17 protein-coding genes are annotated in these 12,734 nt (G+C 71.0%); 8 read left to right on the top strand and 9 right to left on the bottom strand.

From position 1 onward, the window contains the following. Positions 1-30: 30 nt before the first annotated feature. The 8 genes from ABZ794_RS03300 to ABZ794_RS03265 form a co-directional block, all read right to left on the bottom strand. Positions 31-570 carry an SUKH-4 family immunity protein gene (locus tag ABZ794_RS03300; protein ID WP_357513949.1) on the bottom strand — a complete coding sequence of 180 codons (540 nt, stop codon included), beginning with the start codon at positions 568-570 and terminating at the stop codon, positions 31-33. After that, complete coding sequence (locus tag ABZ794_RS03295; protein WP_247669315.1) at positions 567-1,097, bottom strand: SUKH-4 family immunity protein; 531 nt, start codon at positions 1,095-1,097, stop codon at positions 567-569. Before ABZ794_RS03295 ends, ABZ794_RS03300 begins: the two co-directional genes overlap by 4 nt. An 8-nt stretch (positions 1,098-1,105) precedes the next feature. Then, positions 1,106-1,636, bottom strand: coding sequence for an endonuclease (locus ABZ794_RS03290; protein WP_210783647.1), 531 nt, complete (start codon positions 1,634-1,636; stop codon positions 1,106-1,108). Beyond that, the gene (locus ABZ794_RS03285) at positions 1,629-2,123 is read right to left on the bottom strand and encodes a hypothetical protein (protein ID WP_210783649.1); all 495 of its coding nucleotides are present in this window, start codon (positions 2,121-2,123) and stop codon (positions 1,629-1,631) included. Before ABZ794_RS03285 ends, ABZ794_RS03290 begins: the two co-directional genes overlap by 8 nt. Before the next feature lie 4 nt (positions 2,124-2,127). Continuing rightward, on the bottom strand, positions 2,128-2,451 hold the full coding sequence (locus ABZ794_RS03280) for a hypothetical protein (RefSeq protein ID WP_210783651.1): 324 nt from the start codon (positions 2,449-2,451) through the stop codon (positions 2,128-2,130). Beyond that, positions 2,448-2,870, bottom strand: coding sequence for a YbaB/EbfC family nucleoid-associated protein (locus ABZ794_RS03275; RefSeq protein ID WP_210783653.1), 423 nt, complete (start codon positions 2,868-2,870; stop codon positions 2,448-2,450). Before ABZ794_RS03275 ends, ABZ794_RS03280 begins: the two co-directional genes overlap by 4 nt. A gap of 191 nt (positions 2,871-3,061) precedes the next feature. After that, complete coding sequence (locus tag ABZ794_RS03270; protein WP_210783655.1) at positions 3,062-4,078, bottom strand: ATP-binding protein; 1,017 nt, start codon at positions 4,076-4,078, stop codon at positions 3,062-3,064. Continuing rightward, positions 4,071-4,766 (bottom strand): response regulator transcription factor, encoded by a 696-nt coding sequence (locus ABZ794_RS03265; protein ID WP_307850530.1) that lies wholly within the window; start codon positions 4,764-4,766, stop codon positions 4,071-4,073. Before ABZ794_RS03265 ends, ABZ794_RS03270 begins: the two co-directional genes overlap by 8 nt. Positions 4,767-4,925: 159 nt before the next feature. On the opposite strand from ABZ794_RS03265, the gene ABZ794_RS03260 reads away from it, so the two are divergent. Then, positions 4,926-6,005 carry an NAD-dependent epimerase/dehydratase family protein gene (locus ABZ794_RS03260; protein WP_210783659.1) on the top strand — a complete coding sequence of 360 codons (1,080 nt, stop codon included), beginning with the start codon at positions 4,926-4,928 and terminating at the stop codon, positions 6,003-6,005. Here the strand turns inward: ABZ794_RS03260 and ABZ794_RS03255 are convergent. Next, on the bottom strand, positions 5,977-7,332 hold the full coding sequence (locus tag ABZ794_RS03255) for a hypothetical protein (protein WP_357513944.1): 1,356 nt from the start codon (positions 7,330-7,332) through the stop codon (positions 5,977-5,979). The two genes, ABZ794_RS03260 and ABZ794_RS03255, sit on opposite strands and share 29 nt — an antisense overlap. Positions 7,333-7,488: 156 nt before the next feature. Here ABZ794_RS03255 and ABZ794_RS03250 point away from each other — a divergent pair, with 156 nt between their 5' ends. The 7 genes from ABZ794_RS03250 (at position 7,489) to ABZ794_RS03220 (ending at position 12,673) form a co-directional block, all read left to right on the top strand. After that, positions 7,489-8,166, top strand: coding sequence for a glycosyltransferase family 2 protein (locus tag ABZ794_RS03250; RefSeq protein WP_238689904.1), 678 nt, complete (start codon positions 7,489-7,491; stop codon positions 8,164-8,166). Further along, positions 8,163-8,843, top strand: coding sequence for a DUF2064 domain-containing protein (locus ABZ794_RS03245; RefSeq protein ID WP_210783665.1), 681 nt, complete (start codon positions 8,163-8,165; stop codon positions 8,841-8,843). The genes ABZ794_RS03250 and ABZ794_RS03245 overlap by 4 nt, the downstream gene beginning before the upstream one ends. 122 nt (positions 8,844-8,965) lie before the next feature. Beyond that, complete coding sequence (locus tag ABZ794_RS03240) at positions 8,966-9,553, top strand: class I SAM-dependent methyltransferase (protein ID WP_247669333.1); 588 nt, start codon at positions 8,966-8,968, stop codon at positions 9,551-9,553. After that, complete coding sequence (locus ABZ794_RS03235) at positions 9,550-10,716, top strand: molybdopterin-dependent oxidoreductase (RefSeq protein WP_357513942.1); 1,167 nt, start codon at positions 9,550-9,552, stop codon at positions 10,714-10,716. Before ABZ794_RS03240 ends, ABZ794_RS03235 begins: the two co-directional genes overlap by 4 nt. Beyond that, positions 10,713-11,138: a hypothetical protein gene (locus tag ABZ794_RS03230; RefSeq protein ID WP_210783669.1), complete on the top strand. Its 426-nt coding sequence runs from the start codon at positions 10,713-10,715 to the stop codon at positions 11,136-11,138. The genes ABZ794_RS03235 and ABZ794_RS03230 overlap by 4 nt, the downstream gene beginning before the upstream one ends. A 44-nt stretch (positions 11,139-11,182) precedes the next feature. Then, positions 11,183-12,022, top strand: a complete 840-nt coding sequence (locus tag ABZ794_RS03225; RefSeq protein ID WP_210783671.1) for an S-methyl-5'-thioadenosine phosphorylase — start codon at positions 11,183-11,185, stop codon at positions 12,020-12,022. Positions 12,023-12,100: 78 nt separating this feature from the next. Next, positions 12,101-12,673 carry a DM13 domain-containing protein gene (locus ABZ794_RS03220; protein WP_210783748.1) on the top strand — a complete coding sequence of 191 codons (573 nt, stop codon included), beginning with the start codon at positions 12,101-12,103 and terminating at the stop codon, positions 12,671-12,673. Positions 12,674-12,734 lie beyond the last annotated feature (61 nt).

Below are 12,734 nucleotides of genomic sequence, written 5' to 3'. Positions count from 1 at the left end.
CTACGGCGTTCACGGCCGGCAGCGGCGAGGCTAGCCGCTGGTGGACTCCAGCTGATCGAAGGCCGTGCTCCACCAGGACTTCGGGTCGGCGAACGCTGACGAGTCGACGCCCGTCAGTTCCTCGCGGATCGCGGCGGCGCGGGCGGCGCGGGCCCGACCGCCCGGATCCGTGGCGATGAGCCCTCCGAGCCGGTAGAGGAACTCGACGAACGCGGCGAAGGTCGCGTTGACCGTCTCGAAGTTGGGGGTTTCCAGATCCAGCAACACGACGGCACCGGTCAGCGCGTCGAGGCAGAAGAGCAGCTGCGGGTCCTCGGGTGAGCTGCCGAGGACGATGTGGATGCGCGGGCTGGCCTCGCCGATCTCGATCTTCAGCTTGGAGAACAACTCCATGCCGGGAACGTCGACGTCGACAGTGAACAGGATCGGCACGTCGACCGGGATGGCCCCGAACGGCGGGAAGACCTCTGGCGTCAGCGGACCGAGCACGTCGTCGAACCGGTCGAGCGGAAAGTAGATCATCCCATCGGCGCCCCAGAGCGCCGTGAGCTCCTCATGCGTCGCGGTCAATCGTCCGCCTCCTCGTCATCGTCACCGGGCGTCGTCAGACCGTGCTCGTCGAGGAAGCTCCACCACTCGTCGTCGTCGAAGGCGACCTCCCCGTACCCGGCGCCGAAGACGTAGTAGGCGAGGAACGAGTCGAGGTCCGGCGCGACGTCGAGGAACATCTCACGCATGAACCACTCGTCGGTGGTCTCCGCCGGGAAGTACCAGACCGCGCCGGTGTCGCGTCGGATCAGCAGCGGCTCGTCGTTCAGTGTGCCGATGACCAGCCATTCGGCGGGTTCGTCGGCGACACCGGTGAACTCGGGCATCTGCTCGATGTAGTACTGGACGTCGTCGAGGTCCGCGAGCGCGGGCAGGTCGAACGCTCCGGCCAGGATGCCGTTGGCGGTCGCCAGCAGCTCCCGGACCGGCTGCGGCAGCTCGGCGGGAATCTGGTCGGCCGGGGCACCCTCGTTGATCTGGGCCCACGCCAGCGTCGTCGGCTGGCCCGCCTCCAGGTCGGTACGCAGCTCCGCGATGAGCTCCCGCAACTCGAGATTCAATCCACTACCTCTATTCGGATCGGTGTGCCGTCAGGCAGGTTCATGATCTGACGCCAGATTTGCCCGCCGACATCCCAGTTTGTTCTACCGTCCAGGAGCTTCAGATTACTAACGTCGTCGGCGCCGCCGAGTTGCAGCTCCCACACATGGTCGGGCTGCTGCTTGCGGAGCCGGGCGGCGAGGGCGTTCGCCATCTTCTTGTCGTGGGGCCAGTACTTGTCGAAGATCTTCTGCCGGATGCGCTTCTTGTAGTCGGCCGTGATCGTCTTGTCCCGGCCGACCGGGTTCGCCTGCTTGAACAACTTGCCCTCGTCGCTGAGCTTCTTCAGCGCGTTCATCTTGCGGTCGAACTGGCCGCGCGCGTGGAACGGCCTGCGCTGCACCTTGATCGTGACCTCGGGCAGGTCGTTGTTGCGCACCACCGGCTTGGCGGCGGCCTTCTTCACCGCCGCGCGGACGCCCTTGCCAACCTTCGGCTTGCCCGCGCCGCCGCGCTTCTTCGAGCTTTTCGGCGCCCTGCTAGGCATCGAGGAGCTCCTGAATCACCTGGTCGATCAGCAGACCGACGATCTCTCGCGTGATCATCTGGAAGATCGGGACCTCGGCCAGCGACGCGCCGAACGTGACGACGGCGGTGGCGATCGCCTGAGCCACCGCGAAGGCGAGGATCGCCAGCTGCACGATCACTTGGATCTTCAGTGCGAGCACGATCGCGGCGGCGATGATCAGCCCGGTGCCGATCAGCATCGCGGCCTCGGCGTAGTCCGGCAGTGTTCCGGGACCGGTCTCCGGGTTGGACCACCACTTCTGGAACGCCTGCATCGACTCGCCCCGGTGCTGCGACCAGATCGCCGCAGCAGCCGAACCGGCCTCCCCGGAGGCGTCGGCGACCGTGCCGGAGAAGTCCAGCCAGGCCTGGCCCATCTCGAAAAGCTTCTCCTCGTCGGCCTCGGGCCAGCTGTAGCCGATCCAGCCGAGTGCCGTGATCAGTTCACCCGGCAGTTGGAGTCCCACACCGTCACCCCAGCATTCCCTGGATGTCCCGCAGCGCGCCCGCGGCGGCGTCCTCGACCAGCTCGAAGTTGTCGGCCATCTTCGTCAGATCGCTGCCGGCCGAGCCGATCTCCTCGGCGGCAACGCCGATGCAGTCCAGAACCCAGGTGGACGCCTCCGTGTACGCGATACCGATCAGCGAGCCGATGTCGTCGGCGCCCCACGGCTCGCCGTACCCCTGCATCTGCGCCTCGAAGCTCTCCAACTGCCCGATGAAGCGTTCGGCGGCGCCGATGACCTCATCGCCGCCGGAACGCAGCAGCGCGGGCTCGACCTCGAAGCCGTTCATCGGGAACCTCCTCGGGCCATCCGCTCCTGCGCGTCAGTGAGCGCCTGCAGGAACGCACCGAGCCGCGGCACGGCCGTGTCACGAACCTGCTCCAGCTGCTCGGTGAGCTGCGAGAGGTCGCCGGAGGCCACCGCCGGGCCACCGCCGCGCATCGAGTCGATCGCCGCGTTCACGGCCGCGATCACGTGGTCGCAGACCTCGGCCGCGCCGAGCCGCATCATCCGTGGATCCAGCGTCAGCGACTCCAACCGGCCGTCAGCGCCAAACTCGGCGCGGACCTGCCCCTCGGCGGACTCACCGACCCGACGTAGGCGCGCGGCCTCCTCGTCCTCCGGCGCGGTGCCGGCGGCGCGCAGCGCGCCGACCGTCGCGTCCAGCATGCGAGCGAACTCCCCGCTCGCCGGCTCATTCACCGACATGCGCCCTCCATCGATCGCCTCCGAGACAGTGGAAAGCGTAGTCAGATCCGGCAAATCGCGTCGTCCCGGGAGGTGCACGTCCTATCGAGGGTTGTCGAATGGCACGAGCCGTCGACGGACCTGGAGAGGCGACGGGTACGCCCTGCGCGCGCTGTGGGAGACGCTGGCCGGCGGCGCCACCGTTCGTTGCCTCAGGCGGTCGCCAGGCGGACCATGAACTGGCAGCCGTCGGGGGTGTTGCGCACCTCGACCCGACCGCCGTGCGCCTCCACCAGGCCATGCACGATGGCCAGGCCGAGCCCTCCGGACGCCCCGCCGTCGCCGGGGCCGGGCGTGCGGGCCGGTTCACCACGGAAGGCGATGTCGAACAGCCGGGGAAGGTCGGCCGGGGGGATGCCGCCACAGGTGTCGGCTACCGACAGCCAGGCATGGTCGTCCTCCCGGCCGGCTTCGATGCGTACGGTGCCGTCCTCAGGGGTGTAGCGGACCGCGTTGAGCAGCAGGTTGGCCACGACCCGGGCCAGCTCCGGTTCGCTCGCGGCGACCGTCGGCCACCCCGACTCGCTGGCGATCAACTTGATCCGGCGAGCGTCGGCCAACGGGATGGTGCTGGCCAGCGCGTCCGAGACCACCTCTCCGAGCGGCACCGCCGTCAGCGACAACCGCAACGCTCCCGCGTTGATCCGGGACAGCTCGAACAGGTCGTCGACGAGTCGGGTCATCCGGTCCGTCTCCAGTCGGATGCGTCGGTGGTACTCGTCGACAGTGTCCGGATCACGAACCACCCGGTCCTCCAGCGCCTCGGCCATGGCTCTCAGCCCGGCGAGCGGGGTCCGCAGGTCGTGGGAGACCCAGGCGACCAGGTCGCGCCGGCCCTTCTCCAGTTGCCGTTCCCGCTCCCGGGCCTGGTCGCGCCACACCGCGGCGCGGGCCAGTCGCCGACCGAAGTGCCCGCCGACGGCGAGGCTGACCACCGCTGCCGCCGCGACGGTGATCAGGACCACCTCAAGGTCGTGCGCGGAGAGGAACATCGCCTCCGCGACCGCCATCACCCCGACGGCGACGGCGACCACGGTGGTGGTGAGCAGCACGTTGAGGTGCACGGTGATCGAGCTGCGTCGAAGCGCGCGCAGCAGCACCGCGCCGGCGAGCCCGATGCCGAGCGCCGCGCCGAGGGCGAGCGCGAAGATCAGGAGTACGTCACGCATGGGCCGGCTCGTAGCGGTAGCCGACGCCCCAGACGGTCACGATCCGCTGCGGATCGGCCGGGTTTGCCTCGATCTTCTCCCGCAGCCGGCGTACGTGCACTGTCACTGTCGAGTGGTCCCCGAAGTTCCAGCCCCAGACCTGTTCAAGGAGTTCGGCCCGGCCGAACACCCGGGACGGATGCCGCATGAGGTGGACGAGCAGGTCGAATTCGCGCAGTGTCAGGGCCAGATCCGCACCGGCGAGGCGGGCGGTTCGGGAGGCCGTGTGCACCACCAGGTTGCCGTCGGTGAGTGCCTCCGGCCGCTCGGGTGGCGTCGCACCGCCGGCGCGACGGAGCACCGAACGGACCCGCAGCACCAGTTCCCGGGGTGAGAAGGGCTTGGTCAGGTAGTCGTCCGCGCCGAGTTGCAGCCCGAGGATCCGGTCGGCCTCGTCACCGCGGGCGGTGAGCATGACGATCGGTACGCCGTCCGGGCGTACCCGCAGTGCCCGGCACACCTCCAGCCCGTTGAGCAGCGGCAGCATCAGGTCGAGCACGACCAGGTGTGGTGCCTCCCGCTCCACGGCAGCCAGTGCCGCCGCACCGTCCGCCGCGAGGCTGACCTGGAAGCCGTCGTTCTCGAGGTAACGACGGATGACGTCGCTCACTGTCTGATCGTCGTCGACCACCAGCACCCGCTGTGTCACGGACCTTCCCCGTTCCGCCCCGTCAACGTCTCCCCCAGATGTCCATCGGCCCAGCGTAGCCACGTACCAGACTCCGCCCGCACCGGCAAACCTTGCGAGGTTCTTACGGCTGCGCGCGAAAACCCGAGCGGGCGTACGCGAGGTCATACGGTGACCGGAATGCGGATCCTTGTCACCGGTGCGGCCGGGTTCATCGGCTCACACGTCGCCGACCTGCTCACCGACGACGGGCACGAGGTGGTGGCAGTGGACGCGCTCCTGCCCGAGGCGCACGCTGCGACGGCGCCGCCGTGGACCGAGCGGCACGACGTGGTGGTCGGTGACGTACGCGACGGCGAGCTGCTGACCCGGCTACTGGCCGGGGTCGACGCGGTCTGCCATCAGGCGGCCATGGTCGGCCATGGCATCGACCCGGCCGACGCCCCCCGGTACGCCGCGCACAACGACCTCGGCACCGCCACCCTCCTCGCGGCGATGCACGCCACCGGCGTACGCCGGTTGGTGCTGGCCAGCTCGATGGTGGTCTACGGCGAGGGCCGCTACCACTGCCCCACCCACGGGATCGTCCGGCCGGCCAACCGCCGGGTCGTCGACCTGGCCGAGGGCCAGTACGAGCCGACCTGCCCTCGCTGCGACCAGGCGCTCTCCCCCGGTCTCGTGCCCGAGGACGCGCCGCTGGAGCCGCACAGCACGTACGCCGCCACCAAGCTGGCCCAGGAACACCTCGCCGGTGCCTGGGCCCGGCAGACCGGCGGATCGGTCTGGGCCCTGCGCTACCACAACGTCTACGGTCCGCGAATGCCCCGTGACACTCCGTATTCGGGGGTCGCGTCGATCTTCCGGTCGGCCCTGGCCGCCGGACGACCGCCCCGGGTGCTCGAGGACGGCCGGCAACGGCGCGACTTCGTGCACGTGACCGACGTGGCCACTGCCAACCTGCTGGCCCTCACGACACCGGCACCGGATCCCCTGACCCCGATCAACGTCTGCTCGGGCGAACCACACACCGTCGGCGAGTTGGCCCACGAGCTGGCGGCGGCGATGGGCGGGCCACCGCCGGTCACGGTCGGGGGCGGACGGGCGGCGGACGTACGGCACGTCGTGGCGGATCCGGCGCGCGCCGCCCGGGTGCTCGGTTTCACCGCCCGAGTCGGCTTCGCCGCTGGCATCGCCGACTTCACCACGGCGGTGATGCGGGACCCGGCATCGGTCACGACACCGTCCACAGTAGGTGGTTGACGGCGAGAGCCGTGGCGGCCTGGGCGGCCAACCACCACCGTCGGTGAGAGTGGGGCAGGTGCGCGGTGGCGACCAGCAGCCAGACGGCGAACGGTAGCCAGATCCGCTCGACCTCGGCCTTGCTGAGCCCGGACAGGTCCGCCGCGAGCACCGCCGCCGTCGCCGCGATGGGCAGCCACACAGTGGGCCCGGCGCTGGCGATCCGCTGCCGGAGGGCCGTCGCGAGCGGCGGGTGCGGTGCTCGGATCGACACGGCGGCCACCGCCCGCCGCAGCGCCGGCCCGACCACCGGGCCGGCCGAGAGCAGCAGGGCGGCGAGATTCGCCCAGACCCAGTAACCGTACGGACGTTCCGCCGCCCAGCCCTGGTAGTAACGACGTGCCACCAGGTGGTAGCCGTCCAGCCACCAGAAGCCGGCGAGGGTGAACACGGCGACGACGCCCGCGACCGCCGTCGCCGCGACCAGGAGCACGCCGAGGCGGTCCCGCGCCCGGAGCAACACCACTGTCAACGCGAGCAACCCGACCAGGACGAACCCGTACGACAGGTAGAGCGCGAAGCCGAGTAGCAAGCCGCCCAGTACAGCCCCTGGTCGGCCACCCACCGCCAGCAACGCCAGCCCGGCCGCGACCACCGCTGCGAAGATCCCGTCCGCGGACGCGCCCACCCAGACCGCCCCCGGGAGGAGCACCAGGAACGGCCACACCGCTCTGGCCGCGTCCTCGGCGCCGAGTGCCCGCAACGTCACCGGAACCGACACCGACACCGTGGCGCCGAGCAGCACGCAGGCGAGCCCGGCGGCGGTCCCGCCGCCCAGGCCGATCCGCTCCAGCCAGACGAAGAACAGCAACGCTCCCGGTGGGTGAGCGGCAGCGTGGGTGGACCACGAGTCGGGCTGGAAGTCGAGAATCCGGTCGGCGAAGCCGGACAGCATGATGCCGACGTCAGTCACCCGGGGCACCTCGTGCAGGTACTCGGCCTGCACTGTGAGCCGCTCGGTCAACCCCGCGGACCAGCCGTCCACCAGGGCCAGTGACAGCGTCCAGAGCAGCGAGGCGAGGTAGCCGACCGCCAGCAGTCGCGGCCACGGCGTGTCGGTTGCCCAGCGCACGCCCCGCCAGACGAACAGCGCGGCGACGAGAAGCGCGGCGGGGGTGCCGGGCCCCAGGTGGGGCTGCCAACTCGCGTAGAGCGGCGCCGCGTCGGCGTGCAGCCGTACGCCCTGGTGGTTGAGCAGGGCGCCGACGGCGACGGCGACGGCGAGCAGAGCCACCTCGGCGCCGAGGACGATCAGGTCGGCGGACCGGGTTCGTCCCGGCCGGGTCATCATGGTCATGGTGACGGCCGACGATACGACCTCCCACCAGGCATTCGTCGGCCAGACGGTGAGACGTCAGCGAGTCGTAAGATCCGTTGCCGTGTAAGCGATTCGTAAGGAGAAACCGCGGTCCGGGCGGCCGGTGGCGGGCCTAGCGTCGCCGGTATGCACACAACGATCGACGTGGTGCTGCCGTGTCTGGACGAGGCGGCCGCACTGCCTGCCGTACTGAGCGGGCTACCGCCCGGCTACCGCGCCATCGTGGTCGACAACGGCTCCACCGACGGTTCGCCGGGCGTCGCGGCCGAGCACGGAGCCCGGGTCGTCCACGAGCCGCGACGCGGGTACGGCGCTGCCGTGCACGCCGGCCTGCTGGCGGCGGAGGCGGATCTGGTCTGCGTGCTCGACGCGGACGGCTCGTTCGACCCGGCCGAGTTGCCCAGGCTCTCCTCGGCGGTGCTCGACGGGCGAGCCGATCTCGCCGTGGGGCGGCGTCGGCCGGTCTCGGCGGATGCCTGGCCGTGGCATGCCCGCGCCGGGAACGCGCTGGTCGCGGCCCTGCTGCGGCGTCGTGGCGTGCCGGTGTACGACATCAGCCCGATCCGGGTGGCCCGCAGGGCGGCGCTGCTGGGCCTCGGGGTCGACGACCGGGCGTTCGGCTACCCCCTGGAGTTGCTGCTGCGCGCCGCCGGAGCGGGCTGGCGGATCCTCGAACTGGACGTCGCGTACGCGCCCCGGGCCGCCGGCACCCGCTCGAAGGTCTCCGGGTCGGTCCGGGGCACGCTGCGGGCGACCCGGGACTTCGCCGGAGTGCTGCGCGCCGACGCCGGTGGTGGCCGGTGAACGTCCTGCTCCTGGTCGCGAAGGCGCCGGTCCCCGGGCAGGCGAAGACGCGCCTCTGCCCGCCAGCCGATCCCACCCAGGCGGCCCGGATCGCGGCGGCGTCGCTGCTGGACACCCTCGCGGCGGTGCGTGCCACCGCCTCGACCATTCCCGTGCTGGCCCACACCGGTCGGTTCGCCGATGCCGAGTTCGGCGCGGAGTTGACCGCAGCGTTGGCGGGCTGGCACCTGCTTCCGCAGCGCGGCGGCACGTTCGCCGACCGCCTCGCGAACGCCCACGCCGACACCGCTGCGGCATTTCCCGGCCGACCGGTGCTGCAGATCGGCATGGACACCCCGCAGATCGGGCCGGCAGTGCTCACCGCCGCGCTGGACCGGCTCGCCGAACACGAGGCGGTGTTCGGGCCGGCGCTGGACGGTGGCTGGTGGGCACTCGGGTTACGCGATCCGAGGTACGCGAGCGCGTTACGCGACGTACCCATGTCGACCGACGACACCGGGCGCCGCACCCTCGCCGCGCTGCGCGGGCACGGCGTACAACCGGCGATCCTGCCAGTGCTGCGCGATGTCGACGACTGGTCGACGGCGCTGGCGGTCGCGGCCGGCCTACCCGGCACCCGGTTCGCGGACGCCGTCGCGTCGGTGGGCGGCCATCTGCTGAGCGGACACCCCCGGTGAATCCGACGATCAGTCTCGACGGTTTCGACGTGGTGCTGGGCAGACTCGGCGGTTGGTCCGCCGACCAGGACGCCCACGGCACGCCGGTCGGCCCGAGGCCGGCGACCCAACCCGACCATTGGCTGGTGCACACCGACGGGCGACGTGACCTGTTGCCGGTACGGCGCTGGCACGGCCCGCCCGAACCGGCAATCGAGTCCGTCGCCGCACGCTGCACCGGGCCCACGATCGATCTCGGCTGCGGCCCCGGCCGGCTGACCAGGGCACTCGCCCAGCGCGGCCTCGTCGCACTGGGTGTGGACATCTCCGCCGAGGCGGTACGTCTGACCCAGGGCCGAGGTGTGGTGGCCCTGCGACGCGACGTCTTCGAACCCCTTCCCGGCGAGGGGAGGTGGGCGCACGCCCTGCTCATCGACGGCAACATCGGCATCGGCGGCGACCCGGTCCGCCTGCTGCGCCGGTGCGGCACCCTGGTCGCGGCCGACGGAACGCTGGTGGTCGAGGTGGAACCCCCGGGGGCCGGGCTGTGGCAGGGGCAGGCGTACGTCCTGTCCGGATCGTCCGGCGATCGGGAACTGCGCGGGCCGGCGTTTCGCTGGGCGCGGGTCGGGGCGGAGGCGGTGGCCCGTGCCGCCGCCGCTGCCGGCCTTCGCGTCGTCGACCGTTTCCGGTTCGGTCCACGCTGGTTCGTCGAGTTGGCACGCTCATGATCCGCCGGCCACGCGTCCCCGCCCCCGAGGACTTCACCGGGCCCTCGCACTCACCGCTGGTCACCGCCCGGCTCGGCCTCTGGCTCGGGGTGGCGTTCGGGCTGTGTTTCGGCACCGGGTTGCTCAGCCACTACATCCAGCACCCGCCGGGCTGGTTCACCTGGCCGACCCGACCGGTCAACCTGTACCGGGTCACCCAGGGCGTTCACGTGCTCTCCGGTGTCGCGGCGATCCCGTTGCTGCTGGCCAAACTGTGGAGCGTCTACCCCCGGCTGTTCGTCCGTCCGCCCCTCCGTCAGCCGATCCGGTTGTCCGCCCACACCCTCGAACGGATCTCCGTCCTGGTGCTGGTCTGCGGCGCGTTCTTCGAACTGGTCACGGGCCTGTTCAACGTCGCCCAGTCGTACCCGTGGGGGTTCTTCTTCCCGACGGCGCACTACGCGGTCGCCTGGCTGGTGGTCGGGGCGATGCTGCTGCACGTCGCGGTGAAGCTCCCGGTGGCCCGCACGGCGCTGAGCACGCCACTGCGGCGCAGCGGAGCGCTACCGGCCGCGACACCAGGGCCTGACGATCGGGACTCGTCCGCGCGACGCGCGTTCCTGCGTACCTCGGTGGGCGTCGCCGGCGTCGCCGTGCTGGCCACCGCCGGGGTCACAGTGCCGTGGCTACGTCGGGTGTCACCGCTGGCGTGGCGTTCCGCGTCCGGGCCGCAGGGCGTACCGATCAACCGTACGGCGGCTGCCGCGCGCATCGTCGTTCCCCCGGACTGGCGACTGGAGATCGTCTGGCCGGGCGGGCGAGACAGCCTGTCCCTGGCCGACCTGGCGGCCCTGCCGCAACGGACGGCGGAACTGCCGATCGCCTGCGTCGAGGGCTGGAGCGCCTCGGCCCACTGGACCGGCGTGCCCGTCGTTCAGTTGCTCCGCCGGGCCGGCGCACCGGCCGGCCGACCGGTTCGGGTCACCTCGCTGGAGACCGACGGCCTGTACGCGGCCAGCACGCTCCCTGCGGCCCATGCCCGCGACCCGCTGACCCTGCTCGCGCTGCGAATCAATGGCGAGCAACTCTCGCCCGACCACGGTTACCCGTGTCGACTCATCGCGCCGAGTCGGCCCGGCGTCCTGCAGACCAAGTGGGTGGCCCGGCTGGAGGTGTTGCGGTGAGAACCGTCCGGCTGCTCCTGTTCGTGGTCGGTGCCGCGGCCACCGCGTACGGCGGTTGGTTGCTGCTTCCCCAGTTCGGCACCGCCCTGCCATGGCTGATCGGCGGCCCGGTGCTGCACGACGTCCTGGTGGCACCGCTGGTCGGACTGGCCGGGTTGGCGCTGGGTCGACTGGTGACGAATCGGTTGCGCCGGGCCTGGATCGCCGCGGGTCTGCTGGCCAGCGCCACATTGCTGCTGATCGCGGTGCCCCTGCTGTGGCGACCACCCTCGGCGCCTCCGAACCCGGGCCTACCGGACCGCGACTACCCGCTGGGGCTCGCTGTCGGGCTGGCTGTCGTGTGGGCCGTGATCGTGGTCGTCCTGGTCGTCGCCACCACCGTCGACCGACGCGTCGCGCACCGACGGGCAGACCGTCGCTGAGTCGACCCCCACCCGTTTTCACTGTTCGCCCAGGAGGGGCACACATGTCAGCAGGAGACACCAGCACGACCGATCGCCCGCCGGTCGCCGTGATCGGCGGATCGGGGTTCTACGAGTTCCTCGACGACGTCGCAGAGGTCACCGTCGACACACCGTACGGACCGCCGAGCGACGCGCTGTCCGTCGGGAGTGTCGCCGGGCGGCCGGTGGTGTTCCTGCCCCGCCACGGACGCCGGCACACCCTCCCCCCACACCGCATCAACTACCGGGCCAACCTGTGGGCGCTGCGCGCACTCGGCGTCCGCCAGGTGCTCGCACCGGGCGCCGTGGGCGGCCTGCGACCGGATCTGGGCCCGGGGACGCTCGTCGTACCGGACCAACTGGTCGACCGGACCAGCGGCCGGGAGCAGACCTACTACGACGGGCAGCCCCGCGCGGACGGGAAGCCCTCCCAGGTCGTTCACGTGCCCTTCGCCGACCCCTACTGTCCGGTCGGACGGGCCACTGTCCTCGACGCCGCCCGATCCGCCGGTTGGCAGCCGGTCGACGGCGGGACGATGGTCGTCATCGAAGGGCCCCGATTCTCCACCCGCGCCGAATCGCGCTGGTACGGCCGGGAGGGCTGGTCGGTCGTCGGCATGACCGGCCATCCGGAAGCGGTGTTGGCCCGCGAACTGGCACTGTGTTACACAGCGCTGTCAGTGGTGACCGACCTCGACTCGGGCGTCGAGGTTGGCCAGGGCGTGACCCAGCAGGAGGTGTTCACTGTCTTCGCCCGGAACATCGATCGCCTGCGCCTCCTGCTCGGTGACGCGGTGAAGACGTTGCCGGAGGACCAGGGAGCCTGCCCGTGCGGACTGGCCCTGGCAGATACGGAGCGGTGAGCGTCGTAAGAGTTCCGAAAGGGTTCGCGAACAGTTCGACGGCGGCTGCGGCCGTACGCTGCGGGGGTGAGAAAACGGATGTTCCGGTCGCCGGTGGTCCGAGCCGGTCTCGCAGTCGCTGTCGTCGTGGCGATGCTGGGCCTCTACTGGTTCCAGCCGTGGAAGCTGTTCACCGACACCTACGTCGACGAGGCGATTCCCCGCGTAGCGACGACATCGGCCGCCCCAGTCCCGGCGTCCGCGACCCCGGAGTCCTCGACGCCGGCCCCCGCGACCTCGGCGGCCACCCCAGCGGCGAACGAGATCCTGACCACCGGCGAGTTCGTCACCCATGAGCACCGGACGACCGGCAGTGCCGAGATCCACCGGCTCGCCGACGGGCGCCACCAGCTCATCATCCGAGACCTGAACACGTCGAACGGTCCGGACCTTCGGGTGTGGCTGACCGACCAACCGGTCATCCGGGGCACGGCCGGCTGGCGGGTGTTCGACGACGGCGAATGGGTCGAGCTCGCCAAGCTCAAGGGCAACAAGGGCAACCAGGTGTACGAGCTGCCGGCGTCGGTGGACCCGGCCGACTTCCGCAGCGTCTCCATCTGGTGCAAGCGGTTCGCGGTCTCCTTCGGCGCGGCAGATCTCACGAGCGCCTGACCGGTCCAGCCGGGTCGCAACCTGCCGGACACGGCATTGACATCTTTCACTACGCGATCTA

Origin of the sequence: Micromonospora sp. NPDC047187 (assembly GCF_040643355.1) — a bacterium.
In the GTDB taxonomy this organism is placed as follows: Bacteria; Actinomycetota; Actinomycetes; order Mycobacteriales; family Micromonosporaceae; genus Micromonospora; species Micromonospora salmantinae.
Note: the sequence above shows the minus strand (reverse complement) of the source record. Positions and strands in the feature narration are given on the sequence as shown.